Source organism: Mesorhizobium sp. M0140 (genome assembly GCF_040322475.1).
Classification (GTDB): domain Bacteria; phylum Pseudomonadota; class Alphaproteobacteria; order Rhizobiales; family Rhizobiaceae; genus Mesorhizobium.
Genome location: NZ_JAMYTM010000009.1, coordinates 110,433 through 127,168, shown reverse-complemented (window position 1 = coordinate 127,168; position 16,736 = coordinate 110,433). Strand labels below are relative to the sequence as shown.

16 protein-coding genes are annotated in these 16,736 nt (G+C 63.9%); 9 read left to right on the top strand and 7 right to left on the bottom strand.

Going from position 1 to position 16,736, the window contains the following annotated elements:
• The first annotated feature begins 11 nt into the window (after nt 1-11).
• From NKJ37_RS11870 to NKJ37_RS11840, 7 genes are all read left to right on the top strand, one after another.
• Nucleotides 12-1,112: an FAD-binding oxidoreductase gene (locus NKJ37_RS11870; protein WP_352773874.1), complete on the top strand. Its 1,101-nt coding sequence runs from the start codon at nt 12-14 to the stop codon at nt 1,110-1,112.
• 128 nt (nt 1,113-1,240) lie between these two features.
• A complete protein-coding gene (locus tag NKJ37_RS11865; protein WP_127289668.1) occupies nt 1,241-1,672 on the top strand; it encodes a PqqD family protein in 432 nt (143 codons plus the stop codon).
• A 49-nt stretch (nt 1,673-1,721) separates the two neighbouring features.
• Nucleotides 1,722-2,771 (top strand): serine kinase, encoded by a 1,050-nt coding sequence (locus tag NKJ37_RS11860; protein ID WP_352773873.1) that lies wholly within the window; start codon nt 1,722-1,724, stop codon nt 2,769-2,771.
• A 14-nt stretch (nt 2,772-2,785) separates the two neighbouring features.
• Nucleotides 2,786-3,520: a glycosyltransferase family 2 protein gene (locus tag NKJ37_RS11855; protein WP_352773872.1), complete on the top strand. Its 735-nt coding sequence runs from the start codon at nt 2,786-2,788 to the stop codon at nt 3,518-3,520.
• Nucleotides 3,521-3,575: 55 nt separating this feature from the next.
• The gene (locus NKJ37_RS11850; RefSeq protein ID WP_352773871.1) at nt 3,576-4,328 is read left to right on the top strand and encodes a glycosyltransferase family 2 protein; all 753 of its coding nucleotides are present in this window, start codon (nt 3,576-3,578) and stop codon (nt 4,326-4,328) included.
• Nucleotides 4,328-5,005, top strand: a complete 678-nt coding sequence (locus NKJ37_RS11845; RefSeq protein WP_352629902.1) for a glycosyltransferase family 2 protein — start codon at nt 4,328-4,330, stop codon at nt 5,003-5,005. Before NKJ37_RS11850 ends, NKJ37_RS11845 begins: the two co-directional genes overlap by 1 nt.
• Complete coding sequence (locus tag NKJ37_RS11840) at nt 5,002-6,477, top strand: nucleotidyltransferase family protein (protein WP_352629904.1); 1,476 nt, start codon at nt 5,002-5,004, stop codon at nt 6,475-6,477. The genes NKJ37_RS11845 and NKJ37_RS11840 overlap by 4 nt, the downstream gene beginning before the upstream one ends.
• Before the next feature lie 40 nt (nt 6,478-6,517).
• Here the strand turns inward: NKJ37_RS11840 and NKJ37_RS11835 are convergent, their stop codons facing one another.
• The 6 genes from NKJ37_RS11835 to NKJ37_RS11810 all read right to left on the bottom strand — a co-directional run bounded on the left by NKJ37_RS11835 (nt 6,518) and on the right by NKJ37_RS11810 (nt 12,590).
• Complete coding sequence (locus NKJ37_RS11835; RefSeq protein ID WP_352629906.1) at nt 6,518-7,264, bottom strand: FAD-binding oxidoreductase; 747 nt, start codon at nt 7,262-7,264, stop codon at nt 6,518-6,520.
• Complete coding sequence (locus tag NKJ37_RS11830) at nt 7,261-7,872, bottom strand: sulfite oxidase-like oxidoreductase (protein WP_352629908.1); 612 nt, start codon at nt 7,870-7,872, stop codon at nt 7,261-7,263. The genes NKJ37_RS11835 and NKJ37_RS11830 overlap by 4 nt, the downstream gene beginning before the upstream one ends.
• 149 nt (nt 7,873-8,021) lie before the next feature.
• Entirely contained in the window at nt 8,022-9,542 is a 1,521-nt protein-coding gene (locus tag NKJ37_RS11825) for a DegQ family serine endoprotease (protein WP_023813664.1), read from the bottom strand.
• Nucleotides 9,543-9,791: 249 nt separating this feature from the next.
• Complete coding sequence (locus NKJ37_RS11820) at nt 9,792-10,511, bottom strand: MBL fold metallo-hydrolase (protein WP_352773896.1); 720 nt, start codon at nt 10,509-10,511, stop codon at nt 9,792-9,794.
• A 44-nt stretch (nt 10,512-10,555) separates the two neighbouring features.
• A complete protein-coding gene (locus NKJ37_RS11815; protein WP_352773870.1) occupies nt 10,556-11,722 on the bottom strand; it encodes a diphosphate--fructose-6-phosphate 1-phosphotransferase in 1,167 nt (388 codons plus the stop codon).
• 100 nt (nt 11,723-11,822) lie between these two features.
• A complete protein-coding gene (locus NKJ37_RS11810; protein WP_128302753.1) occupies nt 11,823-12,590 on the bottom strand; it encodes a L,D-transpeptidase in 768 nt (255 codons plus the stop codon).
• A gap of 238 nt (nt 12,591-12,828) precedes the next feature.
• On the opposite strand from NKJ37_RS11810, the gene NKJ37_RS11805 reads away from it, so the two are divergent.
• Both NKJ37_RS11805 and NKJ37_RS11800 read left to right on the top strand, forming a co-directional pair.
• Nucleotides 12,829-12,951, top strand: coding sequence for a hypothetical protein (locus NKJ37_RS11805; RefSeq protein WP_013528283.1), 123 nt, complete (start codon nt 12,829-12,831; stop codon nt 12,949-12,951).
• A gap of 96 nt (nt 12,952-13,047) precedes the next feature.
• The gene (locus NKJ37_RS11800) at nt 13,048-13,671 is read left to right on the top strand and encodes a LysE family translocator (protein ID WP_352554613.1); all 624 of its coding nucleotides are present in this window, start codon (nt 13,048-13,050) and stop codon (nt 13,669-13,671) included.
• A 52-nt stretch (nt 13,672-13,723) separates the two neighbouring features.
• Here the strand turns inward: NKJ37_RS11800 and NKJ37_RS11795 are convergent, their stop codons facing one another.
• Nucleotides 13,724-16,513 carry an autotransporter family protein gene (locus tag NKJ37_RS11795; protein ID WP_352773869.1) on the bottom strand — a complete coding sequence of 930 codons (2,790 nt, stop codon included), beginning with the start codon at nt 16,511-16,513 and terminating at the stop codon, nt 13,724-13,726.
• Nucleotides 16,514-16,736: the final 223 nt, after the last annotated feature.

The following is a 16,736-nucleotide window of genomic DNA, read 5'->3' as shown; positions in this document are numbered from 1 at the left end:
GGATGAATGCGATGACGGACCTTGGCCTCTATCGCCATCTCGACCAGATGACGCCCTGGAACGACAGGCTGCAGGTGCTGGAAGTGATCGGCGTCAGTGACGAAGCGCCTGACGTGAAGACCTTCACCTTCCGCTCCGACAACCAGACCTGGTTCCGCTACAAACCGGGCCAGTTCGTGACGCTGGAATTACCGACATCGGACGGGCCGCTGATGCGCACCTACACGCTGTCGTCCTCGCCGTCGCGGCCGTTCTCAATCGCGGTGACGGTCAAGGCGCAGGCGGGCAGCACCGGTACGCGCTGGATGTTCGACCATCTGACGCCGGGCTCGCACGTCAAGGCCTATGGGCCGACCGGCGACTTCTCGCTACACAGCCACCCGGCGGCCAAATATCTGTTCATTTCGGCCGGCTCCGGCGTGACGCCGATGATGTCGATGCTGCGCTGGCTGAACGACTGTGCGCCATGGACAGATGTCGGCTTCGTCAACTGTGCGCGCCGCCCGGAAGAGATCATTTTCCGCAAGGAACTCGAGCTGCTCGGCAGCCGCATGCCCGGCCTGTCGCTCGGCTTCATGATCGAGGAGCGGTCGAGCCGCGAGGGCTGGTTCGGCCATATAGGCCGCATCGACGCGATCCGGCTGCCATTGCTGGCGCCCGATTTCCGTGAGCGCGAGATCTTCTGCTGCGGCCCCGATCCCTTCATGCGCGCCGTGCGCGGCATGCTGAACGCCGCCGGCTTCGACATGGCGAAATACCATCAGGAAAGCTTTGCGGCGCCTGCCGTGGAGGAGATCCAGGCGCCGTTCTCGCCACTGCCGGAAGACGGCGCCGCCGTTGCCGTCGAGGCCGTGACGCCGATCCGGTTTTCGCTTTCCGATGTCGATGCCGAATGCGTCGCCGGCCAGACCGTGCTGCAGACGGCACGCGCCTCTGGGGTGCGGATTCCCGCCGCCTGCGAGTTCGGCCTGTGCGGCACCTGCAAGGTGAGGAAGGTCGCGGGCGACGTCGAGATGAGTCACAATGGCGGCATCCTCGATCACGAAATCGAGGACGGCTTTATCCTCGCCTGTTGCTCGAAGCCGCTTTCTGCGCTTGAAATCGAAGCGTGACCGGCTGCGCTCGCCCGAGTCTGCGCCATCTTGCCAAAAACCCTGCAAATGGTTAGACGCCTGCAACGGTGGGGTTGACCGTAAGGCCCGAAGATCATCTCCGCGGCCTGCTCGGCGGGGGAGCAAACATGCGACAATCCGGCATCTATGCCATTGCCAGCAAGGATATCGTCTTTGAATCCTTCGACGGCGAAGCCGTCGTTCTTGACCTGACCACGGGCAAATATTTCGGCTTCTCTGATTCAGGCAGCAGACTTTGGGATGCACTGTCGTCCGGCGTGCCTGCCTCCGAACTGGTCGGCGCCGCGACCGGAATTGGCGCCCTCGATGCCGCCGCGATTGACGGCTTTGTTTCACAATTGCTCGAATTCGGTTTGCTGGCGGCCGTAACCGATGGCATGGCAAGACCGGTTCCAAGCGAATTGCTGGCTCAGCTCGCCGCTGCCAGAGAGCCCCTCAAGGTCGACATCCATGACGATCTCGCCGATCTCATTGTCGTCGATCCCATCCACGAGGTCGAGGAGCCCCTCGGCTGGCCCGCGGTGAAGCAAGCCAACTGAAGCGCCCATCAGGTTCTCGTTGCCGGACAGCTCCGGAACAGGCAAACCCATGCCGAACATCACTCTCGAAAACCTGGCTGACTACGCACGTCATGTCCTGGCGCAAGCAGAGAGCAGCGCCGCGCATTATCCACTGACCCGCAAGGCGAGCTTGCCGCATCTGGATCTGACCGCGCATGTCAGCGCCGGCGCGTTGGCGGATGCCTTCGCTCATGGCTTTGTCACGGCTCCGGGCAGCCGAACGCCTGCCGACATCTGCCGCGTCTTCGTCGCACATCCCGGTATTGACGGCATCGCGGTACCGGCCAGTTGGGGCCAGGGACCCTTCACGCAGCATGGCTTCGCCACCCAACTGGCGGAAGCAGGATTGCGCGGCAACCATTTCCACGACCTGGATTTCTGGCAGTTCTATGATCCGCAACGTCGCGTTGGCGTGCAATTGATGGCTTCGGCCGACGCCTTTCCGCCGTGGGAGCCGGGAGCGCCGCTGCGGGCTTTCCTGCATTGGGAATATGCGGCGCGCGGCATGCGCCTTGCCCATGCCGGCACGCTCGGCACCAATGGCAAGGGCGTGCTGCTGGCCGGCGCGGGCGGCGCCGGGAAATCCGGGACCGTCGCCGCCGGCCTTCTCCACGGGCTGGACAGCGTCGGCGACGACTATGTGCTGGTCGACCTCTCCAACGGCGTGACTGCCCGCCCGTTGTTTTCAACACTCAAGCAGGATCCCCAGGGGTTCGCGCGGCTTGGGCTGGAGCACCGGCTGAAGGCGCATGGTCCGCTCAACTGGCAAGGCAAGCATGCCTTTCACATTGATGACATCGCTCCCCGGCCGGTGCCTGAAACTCTCGACATCGTCGCGCTGTTGGCACCACATATCAGCGGTCGTGGGGCAAGTTCGATCGTGCCGGTGTCGCGCAGGGATGCCATGATCGCCTTGGCCCCGTCGGGCATAGCGCAGATGCCGGGCGAGCGGGAGAGCGGCTTTCGCTTCTTCAGCGACCTGACCCGCCTGCTGCCGTGCTATCGTCTGTCGCTGGGGACGCAGCCACAGGAGATAGCCGGCACGATTGCCGACTTTCTCGCGCGGGGCGATTCGTGAAACTGAGCGTGATAATGCCCGTCTACAATCGTGAGCGCTATGTCGTTTCGGCATTGCGCTCGCTGGTGCGGCAGCGGGACGCCGCCGATCTCGACATCATCGTCATCGACGACGGCTCGACCGACGGCTCTACTGAGGCCGTGCGCTCGATGATGCGCGAAAACCCCTGCATCCGACTGTTCCAGCAATCCAACATGGGCGTAGCCAGGGCGCGCAACGCCGGGCTGCGGCAACTGCCGCCGGATGCGGAGTTCGTGTCATTCCTGGATTCGGACGACATCTCGCTGGCCGGACGGTTCAAGGCCGATCTCGCCCGCTTCGAGGCTACCCCCGGGCTTGAGCTGACCTATTCGCTGATGACGCTGGTCGACCGGATCGACGATGAGCGGCTGAAACCGGCAGTCGACAGCCGCACGATGACGCTTCGGGGAATTTCGCTGAGCGCCGCCGTGTTCAGCAGAGGGCTTGTCGACCGGACGGGCGAGTTCGATGAGGATTTCGAGCAGGCTGAGGATACCGACTATCTGCTGCGCGTTTTCGAGGCGGGACCGAACTACGAATTGTTGGACGCCGTCGCGATCTACTACCGACGCCACGCCGGAAATGTCACCAAGGAACATAGCGGCAGGGTCCGCAACCACTTGCGCGCGATCCACAAGTCGATGCGGCGGCGCAAGGCCGATCCGTCACGGCGTGAGGTCCAGGGCATCTTCGAATTGAAGAGTCCCACCGATTGGCGGATGCTATGATGCTCGACACAATCGGGTCGGATCAGCCAAGCCCGGAACGCTGCTGGAGACGCCGATGAGGCTGAGCGTCATCATGCCGGTTTACAATCGCGAACAATTCGTTGGCCTGGCGCTACGCTCGCTGCTCAGGCAGCGCGAAGACATCGATCTTGACATCATCGTCATCGACGATGGGTCGACCGATGGCTCGGCAGCCGTCGTACGGTCGTTGATCGACGAGGCCCCGTGCATTCGTCTTTTCCAGCAGGTCAATGGCGGGGTCACCAAGGCGCGCAATGCCGGGCTGAGGCAGTTGCTGCCGCAGACTCGTCTGGTGTCGTTTCTCGATTCGGACGACATCTCCCCGACAGGGCGTTTCAAGGCGGATCTCGCCTGCTTCGAAGAGGATCCGGGCCTCGATCTGACCTATTCGCGCATGACGCTGATAGACAAGATAGATGGCGAGACGCTGGAACCAGCCGCTGACAGCCACTCCATCACCGTGCGAGGGATCCACCTGTCCGCCGGGATCTTTGCGCGAGACCTCATCGAGCGCACCGGTGGTTTCGACGAGGATTTCAAACAGGCCGAGGACACCGACTATCTGTTGCGTATCTTTGAGAGCCAGGCAAAATACATTATGCCCGATACGGTGGCTCTCTATTACAGGCGTCATCCCGGCAACATGACCAAGGAAGCCGATGTGCCCTTTCGCGAGTTCATGCGCGCCATTCACAAGTCGATGAAGCGTCGCAAGGCCGACCCCAGCTTGCGCCGGGTGGAGGGGATCTTCGACTTCAAGGATCTCGCGCAGTGGCGATTCCTTTGATGGCAGGCTACGGCGTCGTCATTCCGGCTTTCAACGCGGCCGCCACCATCGGCGCCGCCCTGAACTCCGTTCTGGCCCAGACGGCAAGGGCGGAGACCATCGTCGTGGTCGATGACGGTTCGACCGACGATACGGTTGCGGTGATCGATGCGATGAACCTGCCGGTGACGGTGCTGCGACAGGACAATGCCGGACCTGGCAGCGCAACGACCCGTGGCATTGCGGCACTCTCGACGCCGCTCATCGCGACGCTCGATGCCGACGATTTGTGGCTGGCGGACAAGATCGAAAAGCAGCTGGCCTATCTCGACCGTCATCCCGGGACAGCGGGCGTCTTTACGCATTGGCGGACGTTTCGCGGCGACAGCCCCGATTTGCCCGATGCGACCAGTGGAGCTGGCTGGTCGCGCACGACGATGATGATCCGCCAGGAGGTGGTGCCGCGCATCGGTCCCATCATCGACCCACCAGGCGGTCGCGGCGAGATGATCGACTGGATCGCCCGGGTTCGTGAGGCAGGCCTTGCCCTTGCCATGCTCGACGACGTGCTTGCATTGCGCCGCATCCGTCCGGGCAGCCTTTCCTACGGCCGCGATCCGGCACGCGACCGGGGCTATCTCCAGGTCGCAAGGCTCGCCATGCAGCGGCGAGCCCGGAACAAGGCAGGCTCCAATTGAACGCCAGGCCCGTTCGCCGCATCGGCCGCCGCTTCCCGGACTATGGCTGGTCGTGGCCCACCGGCCAGCTGGACCTGTTGCTAAAGGCGGCGCTGCTCTCCGACGAGGACGCAGCCGCCGGCTGCGCCGCGCGCTGGCTGGACGAGAACGACATCGATCTCGTCTCGTTTCGAGAACATCGCCTGCTCGCCGCCATCTCCGACAGGTTCGGCAGGAAGCTGGCCGGGCATACCGCGCACCCGCGCCTCGTCGGCCTGCAGAAGATGCTGTGGACGAAGTCGCGCATGGCGATGCGCGAGGCCGAACCGGCGCTGAAGGCGATGGCAGACGGCGGCGCCGACATCATGCTGATAAAGGGCGCCAGCCGCATTGCCTTGAACGCGTCGGCGCAGCGTGGCCGGGTGGCGCACGACATCGACATACTGGTGCGCCCGCGCGACATGGCTGCCGTCTTCGACATCTTGCGCGATCGCGACTGGCAGATCGCCTCGGGCGTCAGCGCGCAATATCTGCGAACCCGGTTGGCGTCGCTGCGGTCGATGAACTTCTTCAAGGGCCGTTTCGGTGACATCGACCTGCACCAGCTCGGCTATGACGGGTCGCAGACGAGCGCGGAAGACGACCTGGCGATCTGGCAACGGGCGGTCCCAGCCGAATTCAGCGGCGTCGCGGTCTTCGTGCCGTCGCCGGCCGATCGCATGGCCCTGGCCATCGCCCATGGCGGCCTCGACGCCCACACCCACAGCGACTGGCTTGTCGACTGCGCGGTCGCCATCCATGGCGAAGACGTCGATTGGGACATGTTCCTCGACATCGTCGGCAGACGCGGCCTGGCGGTTCCAGCGGCGGTGGCGCTATCCTATCTGGCGTTCGAGATCGGCATTCCGGTGCCGGAACCGACAATGGTCAGAATCTTGGAGATGGCCGACGGAGCTGGCCTGTCGCGTTGGTCGTCGGTTCTGCAAGCCAAGCCGCGCACGGATTTCGGCGGCCTGGTCTGGCTGTCGCGCGGGCTTGCCAAGCAGTTGCGCCTGAAGCGGAAGAAGGGCCGGTTGCAACAGGAGCCACCCGCCAAACCTTGGCGCGGCAAACCGGCCGCGCGCAAGCCGCAGGCCGTACCGGCGCTATTGGTGTTTTCGCAGGCCATCGCCTGTCCGCAAACGACCGGCGACATGATGCTCGATATCACCGTCAGGATCGGCGTTCCGCCGGTCCGGCGCCGCATCGAAATGGAGATCAATGCCGGCGACGACCATGTCGCCCGCCTGCGCGCCATGGCCATCAGCCGATCCGGCAGGGAACGCGTGCTGCATTTTCGCGGCAAGGTGACGCTCGACGGCGCGCGAGCTGCCTGGACGCTAGAGGCGCGACCGTCGCGGCAGTTTCGTGAATGGAACGACGAAGCCACAGTGGCTGCTTATGGCGCCTTGCCCTTCGAGCTGCTGTCGGCGGATTTCTCGCCGGTTGGCTAAAGGCGAATCCGACGAACCTTTCTCGAAAGGCGGCGTCGGTTCACACTCCGTAGCGTTCGGTGCGAATGATTTCGGCTGCAACGCCGGCATCGATCAGCGCCTGGGCGGCCGCGGAAACGAAGGCATTGGAGCCGCAGACGAAGGCGATGCCAGGCGGCTCCGGCAGCCGCGCCAATGCTTGAACCATCATCGCAACGTCCACCCGCCGCGCATAGTCGGCTGGACGGCGTGCGGCTTCGCGGGTCAGTGTCAGCACCAGGTCGAAGCCGTCCTGGCGCTCGTCGAGAACGATCAGCTCGTCACGAAAGATCACTTCGTCCCAGACCCGGACCGAAAAGACCAGGACGACGGGCACCGCTGAATTACGTGCGGCGCGGTGGCGGAGCATCGACATCAAGGGCACGACGCCCGAACCGCCGCCGACCAGAACAAGCGGCCCACTCTCATCCTCCGGCCAGACGAAATGCCCGCCAAGCGGCCCGCGCAGTTCGATTTCATCGCCCACTGCCGCGACCTCGTGAAAGAAGGGCGAGACCTCGCCATCGTCGAGTTTTTCGATCGCCAGTTCAATTACGCCATGCGTTTCGGGCGCGGAGGCGATGGAATAGGAGCGGCGCGCCTGATAGCCGTCCGGCGCCGTTAGCCTGACGTCGACATGCTGCCCTGCGCGATAGGCGAAGGGCCGAGACGGCTGGAAAAAGAAGCTGGTGACACGCGGCGTGCGCTTTTCGATGCGGACGATGCTGGCTGTTTGCCAGGGCGACTGCACTGCTGCCGCATCGCTCATGGATCATCCGTGTAGCGCTGCTCGCGCCATGGGTCGCCATAGATGTGGTAGCCGCGCAATTCCCAGAAACCGGGCTCGTCGCGCGTGGTGAATTGCAGGCCGTTCAACCATTTGGCCGATTTCCAGAAATAAAGATGCGGCACCAGCAGCCTTGCCGGGCCGCCATGGTCCGGTGTGATCGGCTTGCCTTCGTAGAGCAGCGCCACCATGGCCTTGCCGGCGGTGAGATCCGTGACCGGCACGTTGGTGGTGTAGCCGTCGAACGCGTGCGCCAACGTGAAGCCGGTCGGCGGCTCGACCCCCGCATCGGCAAGGATATCGTCGACCAGCACACCCTGCCACGGCGTGTCGAATTTGGTCCATGCTGTCACGCAATGGATATCGCGTGTCATTTTGGTCATCGGCAGCGCGTTGAACTCGGTCCAGTTCCATTTCTTGATCGGGCGTGGCCCGTGTTTCAGCGTGAAAGACCAATCCTCGGTACGCACGCGCGGCGTCGGACCGGCCGACAGCACCGGGAAACCCTGTTCTAGATACTGGCCTGGCGGGATGCGGGCATCGCCATCGGTTGGCAGGCGCCGTCCTGAAGAGAAACCTCGGGTGACCATAGCGGCAATCCCCATGCGATCAGGCCACTATCGGCCTGACGCAATGTTCTCGAAGATGTCGTGACGGGCAACCTAAATCTTGACGGGCGGAGACCGGCGGGACCGTCACCGATGGACCTGCCGCTCCGCGTGCACGTCAACGCCATTTCTCAGCCATTGGCGAAAGGCACCGCGATGTACATTTGAGCGTCGCCACGCTCGACCAGCAACAGCACCGATTTCCTGCCGGACTTGCCGGCCAAGGCGATCGCCTGGGTTACCTGCCTGGCATTCTTGACCGGCACCTGATTGACGGCAACGATGATGTCGCCGGCCTGTATTCCGGAAGCGGCGGCCGCTTTGTCGGGGTTGACGCTGGCAACCACCGCGCCGTGCTGCTTGCCGGCAAGGTTCATCTGCTGGCGAATGTCGGGTGTTATATCCATCAAGCCGAGCCCTATCGCCGGAGCGCGCCCGGCGCTCGGCGCGTCGGACCCGTCGTCCAGCGACGCGGTCCTCGCATCGGCGCTGTTTTGGCCGACATCGACGGAAATCCGAATCGGCTTGCCTTTGCGCCAGACATCGACCGTTTCCCGGGCGCCCGGCGCGACATCTGCGACCGCCCGCGACAGGTCCTTGGGATCCTTCACGTCCTGCCCGGCAAAGCTGGTGATGACGTCACCCGTCTCGATGCCGGCCTTGGCCGCCGGCGAACCGTCGTTGACCTCTGAAACCAGCGCACCGCCGGAATGGTCGAGCCCGATGGCGCTCGCGACATCCGGCGTCACCTCCTGGATCTGAACGCCGATATAGCCGTACTGGATGGAGCCGCCCTTCATCAGCTTGGCGACCACCTTCTGGGCCTGGCCCGACGGAATGGCAAAACCGACGCCGACGCTGCCGCCATTGGGTGAATAGATCGCCGTGTTGATGCCGACGACATTGCCGGCGACATCCACCAGCGGGCCGCCGGAATTGCCGTGGTTGATCGGCGCGTCGATCTGGATGAAATCGTCGAAAGGCCCACTATGCAGGTCACGGCCGCGCGCCGAGACGATGCCTGCCGTGACGGTGGTGCCGATGCCGAACGGGTTGCCGAAGGCCAGCACCTGGTCGCCTGGCATGAGCTTGTCGGAATCGCCCCATTTGACTGTCGGCAGGGGTTTGTCCGACTTGATCTTGAGTACGGCGAGATCGTTCTTGGCATCGCGGCCGACAAGCTTGGCCGGAAGTTCGGTGCCGTCGTCGAGCGTAACCTTGATCGAAGAGGCGCCATCGATGACGTGATTGTTGGTGACGATGGTACCATCCGCGCCGACGATGAAGCCGGAACCCAGCGCCTCGGCGCGCTGCGGTTGCTGTTGTGGCGGCGTCTTGGGCGTCGGCATGCCCTGGTCACCGAAGAACTGGCGGAAATAGTCATCGAAAGGCGAGCCGCCGTCGAAAGGAGAGGCATCGCTCATCGTTTCAGGCTGTGCCTTCATGACGGTGGTGACCGTCACCACCGCCGGCTTGTCGGCGGCAACGATGGGTGCGAACGAGCCATTGGGCGCGGTGATGCCGGCGACAGGCGTCTGGGTCGTCGGAATAGTGTTGCCCTCGCCTTGGGCGAAAGACATGACGAAGGGGGATATGATCAGCGCAGCGCCCAGCAAGGCCGCGACGCGATGCCTACGAAGGATATCTGACATGGTCGTTTGTCCGGGCGAGAGTTGATCCAGCGCCGTGGCCTCTCCCGTGCGGGGAAAATCGGTCATCGGCGTGTCGAGGTCGCAATTGCCCGTCTCGCCTACATGGCAGCCAACCGGATCGACGGCCTTGCATCTAGGGCGCGGATTCGCCCGATTTAGGGTTTTAGGGCGACCTTACGAAGATTTAATATCCGCACGGCGGCAGCGTCGCAAAGTCGTCGGGCCCCGCCTTGCTGCCTCGCTGGAGCCTCAGCCACCGGCGGTTCGCTCGAGATAGGCCGTGGCAATCTCGCGCATGCGCTTGCCGTCGAAGCTCGGTCCGTGTCCTCCGTGACCGATGCGGATCGGCAAGTCGAGCAGGCGCTGCATCGTGCTGACATAGGCGGCTCGGTCGGAATCCGGCAGGTCGTCGATCAGCATGGCGTCGTAGATGGCATCGCCGCTGAAGAACAGGCCGTCGACCTCGTCGAACAGCGCGATCGAATCCGGTGAATGGCCCGGCAAATGCAGCACGCGAAATTGCCAGTCGCCAAGATCGACGACATCGCCCTCGTCCAGGGTTCGCGTCAAGGGCGCGGGCGGGATCCTGTAGTCGGCCGACTTCCATCCGGGCGCCGGCAGTTTCGAGACGGCACCCTCGAGGTCATGAAACATGTAGGCGTAGGTCGCCGCCTCATCCATGCTCTCGAATTGTTCCGCGCTCATCCTTGGCCCGGCCCGCAACGGGAATTCATGCAGCGAGCCGACATGGTCGAGATGGATGTGGGTGCCGACGACCAGCAGCGGCTTGCCGTCCGCCGGCTCGATCTGCGGCGCCAGCGGACAGATGCCCATGCCGGTGTCGACGAGCAGGTCGGCATCGCGACCGCGCAGATGCCAGATATTGGCCCGAACATAGGCATGCACGAAGGGCTCGGTCAGCATCGTCGTCTTGTCGTCGACGACGCTCCTGCTGAACCAGCCCGGCATCACTGGCATCAAGCGTGAGCCTGACATCAAATTTGAGCCGGGCATCAGACGAAGGGCTTCCCGACCTTGTACTTTTCCGGCACCAGCCGCTTGAGATAGGCCATGCCGGCATCCGACAGCTGATTGACGTCGGGCTTCATGAAGTCATCCGGCATGTGGCGGGTCTTGCCGGCGACGTTCTTGAGCGGCACCTTTTTCAGCACCGTTCTGGTGACGTCATATTGAAGCGCCACCGAGCCGCCGCCCTGTTCGGCGACGGTGACGGCGAAAGCGCCGGCATCGAAAGCCTCCTGCGCGTCGACCGCGCTGATGGCGCCGATATAGCCGCGCGGCATGTAGCCGAGCGCATCGACGCGGGCCCGCTTGCCCGGCAGGCCTTCGGCCAACGCGCGCTCGAGTGCGGCCGGCAGGTCGCTGCCCGACAGCTTGACGTTGCCGTGCGCGTCGCGCTCAAGCTTGTCCGGCGGCACCAGGCTTTCGACCAGGGCCTTGCCGTCGGCGGTGCTGACCCCTTCCGAAACGGCGACGATGCAGCGCTTGTGGCGATCGAGCGTGGCACGGACGTCGTCGATGAAGCCGGCGGCTGAGAATGGGCGCTCGGGCACGTAGACGAGGTGCGGGCCGCTGTCGGCGTCGAGTTGCCAGGCAGCGGCGGCCGCGGTCAGGAAGCCGGCATGCCGGCCCATGACGATGCCGACATAGATGCCGGGCAGCGCACGGAAATCGAGATCGACGGAGAGGAAGGCGCCAGCGACGAACTCGGCCGCCGAAATGAAGCCCGGCGTGTGGTCGTTTTCCTCGAGATCATTGTCGATGGTTTTTGGCGCATGGACGAAGGCGATCTTGCCGCCGGCGGCATCGGTCAGGATCTGCTGCGTACCAGACGTGTCGTTGCCGCCGATATAGATGAAGGCGTCTGCGCCGGTCTTCTTCAGGCCGTCGAGGATGACGTCGCAATAGGCGGCATCGGGCTTGTCGCGGGTCGAGCCGAGGGCGGCGCTCGGCGTGCCGGCAATCAGCCGCAGCCGGTCCTCGGGGATGGCGGAAAGGTCGACATAATTGCCGTCACGGATGCCGCGCACACCATGGATGGAGCCCAGCACCTTGGCACCGGGATGCCGCTTGCGGATCTCTAGCGTCGCTCCGACAACCGTCTGGTTGATGACGGCGGTTGGGCCGCCGCCCTGCGCGATGACAAACGTTCCAGCCATGCTTGATTTCTCCCGGCGCGATGGTTTTCAAGGCACCTTGGCCTGTCTTGCCGCATCGCGCAACGGGAGTTTCGAGCGGCGCCAACACGCCGCATAAGCGTCAGACGACGACGACCGGATTTTTCTTGGAGACGCGGCTGTAGAGGTCGATGATGTCCTGGTTGATCAGGCGCACGCAGCCCGACGACATCGCCTGGCCGATGCTCCACCATTCGGGCGAGCCGTGGATGCGATAGCCGGTGTCCTTGCCGTCCTGGTAGATGTAGAGGGCACGCGCGCCGAGCGGATTGGTGAGGCCGCCGGGCTGTCCGGCTTGCCATTTCACCAGTTCAGGCTTGCGGGCAATCATCTCCGGCGGCGGCGTCCAGGTCGGCCATTCCCTGCCGTACTGGATGTTGGCGCGACCCGACCAGCGGAAACCATCCTTGCCGATGCCGACGCCGTAGCGAATGGCGTCGCCACCCGGCTGGACGAGATAGAGCATGCGCTCCTTGAGATGGACGACGATGGTGCCGGGCGCCTCGCCTGTCGTGTCGACGACAATCTGGCGGCGGAATTCCGGCTTGACCTTCAGATACGGCACTTCCGGCACGTTGAAGCCACCATCCGTCATCGCGGCATACATCACGCCGGGGCTGGTGATGTTCTTGTCGACGCTGATGCTTGGCCGGATCGGCCGCACGGAACCCGTGGTGACGTCGTCGAGCTCGAGCGCCGGCAGACCCAAGCCCGAGGTCGAGCAACCGGCGGCGCTCAGCAGCGCGAGCGCCCCTGCCCCGGACAGGATGGCACGGCGGGAAAGATGATGATCGGTTTCGATTGCGTCGCCATTTCGCGGCGGCGTCAGACCTTCCGGCAACTCACGCATATACCCAGACCCTACGCTGTCGGCGGGAAGCACGGTCCGGCCGGATAGCGGGCATTTTCATCATTCATGGTTGATAAAGCGTGAAGACCTTGCACAGCCTGCATTTGCGCATGGCCTTGACGATGTTCGACCTTCTTGCCTGAGCTTGAACGAAGGCTGCTGCACAAAAAGACCTCGGCCGGGTCATATTCCCGGCGCCGGCGTTTCCTACTCCTCGAACCATCAGCGAGGGCCCTCCATGTGCAAGACCTTAAAAACCGACATCAAGCTTTTTGCCGCTGCCATTGTCGCGGCGGCAACTGTTCTCGGTGCCAATGTCAGCCTGGCCGATATCGTGAGCACGCTGAGCGGCGCGAACTGACACCGATCCGCCGCTGGCGCAGTCAGGTCAATCGCCTCTTTACATTCTCCCGGGCCTAAGGATTTATCCTCTTCTTTAAGCTCAAAGGAGACGAGCATGTCCTTCGAAAACTGGGCCGCCTTCGGCGCTGCATCGACGATCCTTCTCATCATTCCGGGACCGACCATCCTTCTCGTCGTGTCCTATGCGCTGGGCCAGGGTTGGCGCACCGCGCTGCCGATGGCCGTCGGCGTGGCGCTGGGCGACTTCACCGCGATGACCTTGTCGATGCTGGGCATCGGCGCGCTGCTGGCGGCTTCGGCGACCGTCTTCACCATCCTGAAGCTGATCGGCGCCGGCTATCTGATCTATCTCGGCGTGAAACTGTTTCGCGCCGGCGGCGCGCTGAAGGCCGAACCGCGCACCGACGCGGTCTCCTCGGCCAAGATGATGGCGCATGCCTGGCTGGTCACCGCGCTCAACCCGAAAAGCATCACCTTCTTCGTCGCCTTCCTGCCGCAGTTCCTCGACCGGCACGCCGATTTCTGGACGCAGATGCTGATCTTCGAGACGACCTTCCTGGCGCTCGCCTTCGCCAACGCTTTCGGCTATGCGCTGATCGCCTCACGCGCACGCAACGTGGTGCGCAATCCCAAGGCGATCCGCATCTTCAACCGCACCGGCGGCACACTGCTGGTCGGCGCCGGCATCGCCACCGTGGCGATGCGTTCCAGCAATTAGGCTCTCTGTCTGACCATGACCCCGAAACTGTTTTTCGGGGTCATGACCGGCCTTACCATTTGACGCTGAACCCCAGATTGCCTTCGAGGATCCGACGCTCGTCGCCGCCGAGATTGGTGGTGTAGTCGCCGGTGGCGAAGATGCTGACCTTGTCCGTCACTTTGGCGATCACACCGCCACCGAATTCGAACGAGGTCGATCTGCCCTCGGTGGAGATATCGGTGGTGTCGAAATTGACATGGCTCGTGCCGCCGAAATCGTGCCAGATGTTGGCCTTGAGGTACGGCTGCAGCGCCATGCCATTGATCGTTGTTTCGCCTTGCAGCCGTGCGCCGAGCCGGCCGGTCACGCTGCCGTCCGTATCAAAGGAAACCGAAGCAAAGCGGTCCAACGCATCGTCGAGCGACAGTTGCTGCCAGACCAGTTGCGCCTGCGGTTCAAGCGTCCAGCCTTGCCCCAGCGCGATGGGATAGCCGCCTTCCAGCGAAGCGGTGACGCCGGTCCCGCCGACATCGATGCCGATGTCGCGCGACGATGTTGCGTTTCCACTGAAGAAGGTAGCCATGAGGACGCCGTCCAGGTACCAGCCACCCTGGCCGATCCGGGTCCAGTAGCCGCCGACGCTGGTGCCGTTGATATCCATGCTGCCGACGGACAGATTGTCCCAGCCCAGCGCCTGGCCGCGCACGTCGCCATTCATGCTGGCATAGGCGACGAACAGGCCGGCGCGATCGGTCTGGCCCGACGCGGTTTCGCGGCCGAACAGATCGAAGCCCGCCTGAAGGCCGAACAGGGTGCCGTCGAAGGACGGCGATACCGTTCCCGAATACGCCATCTTGCTGTCCTGACCGAAGATGCGGCCCCAGACCGGCGACAGCTCGGTGTTCGACAACAGGCTCTGCTCGCCGCGCCGTTCGTGGAAGGTGCCGAGCGTCGTCATCGCCAGATGTTCGGCGACCGGCGGCAAGGCCGAATAGACCGGAACCTCGATGCGATAGAGCAGGATCTCCTCGCCCGCCGCTGGTGTCGGTAGGTCGGGCACCTCCGTTGGCACCACCGGCGGCGGCGGGGGCGGATCTGCCACTGGTGCCGGCGGTGGTGCCGGTGGTGTCGCGGGCGGCGGATCGGTCGGCACGACCGGCGGCGCCGGATCAACCGGATCGGGGTCGCCGGGGGTGGATTCCGGCGGCGGCGGCGGTGCAGGGTCGATGGGCGGCGGCGGCGGCGGTTCGGCCGCCGGCGGCTCAGGTTCCGGCGGCGGAGCAGGTTCCAGCACCGGCGGGGCTGCGGCCGGCGGGGCCGGCGTGTTCAGCGTCGAGCGCAGGTACCAGTTCTCCTCGCTGCCGGCGCTGACGCCGCCCTTGAACAGGTAATATTCGAAGGCACCGGCGGCGACCGGGGCGTCGAGCGCAAATGTCGTGGCGCCCGAGGTGGCGCCGTTGATTGCCTGGACGACCATGATGCCGTCCTGCGTGGTCGCAGCCCCCGCGCCGCCGAGATTGACCACGGAGATGCCGGTCGAACCGGAAGCCGTTCCGCTCGACAGGACCAACTTGTCGGATGCGGAGGAATCGTCACCGAGCTCGGTCTGGATAAGCAGCAGGCCACCCAGGCCGACATAATTGCCCGAAATCGTCAGGCTGTCGGTGGCACCGGTGCTGCCATTGGTCAGGTCGATGCGTCCGGCATTGGTGACCTGCGCCAACTGACCCGCCGTAAACGCCTGGATCGCCGCGTTGAAACCGCCGCCATAGAGCGTGCTTGCGGCATCGACACTGAGCGAACCTGTGCCGGTGCCGCTGTCGCCGAGCACCAGATTGCCGTCGAGCGTCAGCTCGGTGTCATTGGTGGCGTCGATGCTTTCCCAGTTCTGGAGCCGGCTGATCCCATCCAGTTTGACGTTGTCCAGGGTGAGCGCGTCGGTGCCGAGACCACCCGATATGGTATTCGTGGCACCGAGATTGGCGTTGGTGAGGTTGCTGAGTTCGGCGGTGTCGTTGTCGCCGCCGAGGTCGACGGCGCCATAGATGATGCCGCCACCGTTCCAGACGAAACTGTCGGCGCCAAAGCTCATCAGTATATCGCCACCGACCGTACCGCCGGTGACCGTGACGCTGTCGTCGGCGCCGCTGACGCTGATGTTGCCGCCGATGGTGCCGCCCGACAGGATGATCGTGTCCTTGTCGAAGCCGGTGACGAGGTTGCGGTCGATGGTGCCGCCGGACATGTTGAAGTAATTCTGATCGAGCTTCATGTTGACGCGGCCGATGCGGCCACCGGTCATCACGGCACGGTCGCCATCGTCGAAGAAATCGACGATGCGCCCGCCGGTCATGGTGAACGTGTCCAGGCCATCGCCCTGGTTGAGCGAACCGATCTGGCCGCCGCTCATGTTGAAGTCGTCGATGCCGGCGCCCTGCTGGACATTGCCGGCGACGGTACCCGCGCCGATGGTGAAAAAATCGGTGCCGCCACCCTGATCGACGGTGCCGGTGATGGCGCCTGACTGCATATCGATGCGGTCCGTGCCGACACCAAAGGTGACATTGCCTGATATCTGCCCGGTGCCCCCGGCGGGAAAATTGAGCGTGTTGTCGCCATCGGGATCGGCGAGGCTGCCGCCTGAATCGCCGCTGTCGCAGGTGTAAACGGTGTTTCCGGCGGATGGACCCAGCACGCATGCGGCAAACGCGGCGGAGTTGGGCAGCAACGCAAAAGCCGTAGTTGAGAGGATGCTAATAAGCCACGGGTGTAGCGGATGCGGCTTTCGCCGTAGCGAAGCAACTGCCACCTGCACATCCTCCGAATGACTGTTCGGAAGTGAGTTCTTCATATGCCGCATCGCGTCCCCTCTCGATTCGCGATTTCCAGCCCCCGCCAGTCGCCGTAATGAAGACACAATTCATTCGGTTTTACAAAGCCTGATCTGCCCCGCATGGTTGCTAAACTGCAAAGACTACTCAAATGACCTGGCGTAGCGCGCGGTTGGCGTTGCCGTGGCCCATGCTTTAGGATCGGTTTGGGCCGAAGGATCGAGGGCCTGTCACGGGTCGACAGAAGGACAT

Coding starts and splice junctions, on each gene's coding strand:
- NKJ37_RS11870 (WP_352773874.1), top strand. CDS start 12: ATGACGGACCTTGGCCTCTATCGCCATCTCGACCAGATGACGCCCTGG.
- NKJ37_RS11865 (WP_127289668.1), top strand. CDS start 1,241: ATGCGACAATCCGGCATCTATGCCATTGCCAGCAAGGATATCGTCTTT.
- NKJ37_RS11860 (WP_352773873.1), top strand. CDS start 1,722: ATGCCGAACATCACTCTCGAAAACCTGGCTGACTACGCACGTCATGTC.
- NKJ37_RS11855 (WP_352773872.1), top strand. CDS start 2,786: ATGCCCGTCTACAATCGTGAGCGCTATGTCGTTTCGGCATTGCGCTCG.
- NKJ37_RS11850 (WP_352773871.1), top strand. CDS start 3,576: ATGAGGCTGAGCGTCATCATGCCGGTTTACAATCGCGAACAATTCGTT.
- NKJ37_RS11845 (WP_352629902.1), top strand. CDS start 4,328: ATGGCAGGCTACGGCGTCGTCATTCCGGCTTTCAACGCGGCCGCCACC.
- NKJ37_RS11835 (WP_352629906.1), bottom strand. CDS start 7,264: ATGAGCGATGCGGCAGCAGTGCAGTCGCCCTGGCAAACAGCCAGCATC.
- NKJ37_RS11830 (WP_352629908.1), bottom strand. CDS start 7,872: ATGGTCACCCGAGGTTTCTCTTCAGGACGGCGCCTGCCAACCGATGGC.
- NKJ37_RS11825 (WP_023813664.1), bottom strand. CDS start 9,542: ATGTCAGATATCCTTCGTAGGCATCGCGTCGCGGCCTTGCTGGGCGCT.
- NKJ37_RS11820 (WP_352773896.1), bottom strand. CDS start 10,511: ATGCCGGGCTGGTTCAGCAGGAGCGTCGTCGACGACAAGACGACGATG.
- NKJ37_RS11815 (WP_352773870.1), bottom strand. CDS start 11,722: ATGGCTGGAACGTTTGTCATCGCGCAGGGCGGCGGCCCAACCGCCGTC.
- NKJ37_RS11810 (WP_128302753.1), bottom strand. CDS start 12,590: ATGCGTGAGTTGCCGGAAGGTCTGACGCCGCCGCGAAATGGCGACGCA.
- NKJ37_RS11805 (WP_013528283.1), top strand. CDS start 12,829: ATGTGCAAGACCTTAAAAACCGACATCAAGCTTTTTGCCGCTGCCATT.
- NKJ37_RS11800 (WP_352554613.1), top strand. CDS start 13,048: ATGTCCTTCGAAAACTGGGCCGCCTTCGGCGCTGCATCGACGATCCTT.
- NKJ37_RS11795 (WP_352773869.1), bottom strand. CDS start 16,513: ATGCGGCATATGAAGAACTCACTTCCGAACAGTCATTCGGAGGATGTG.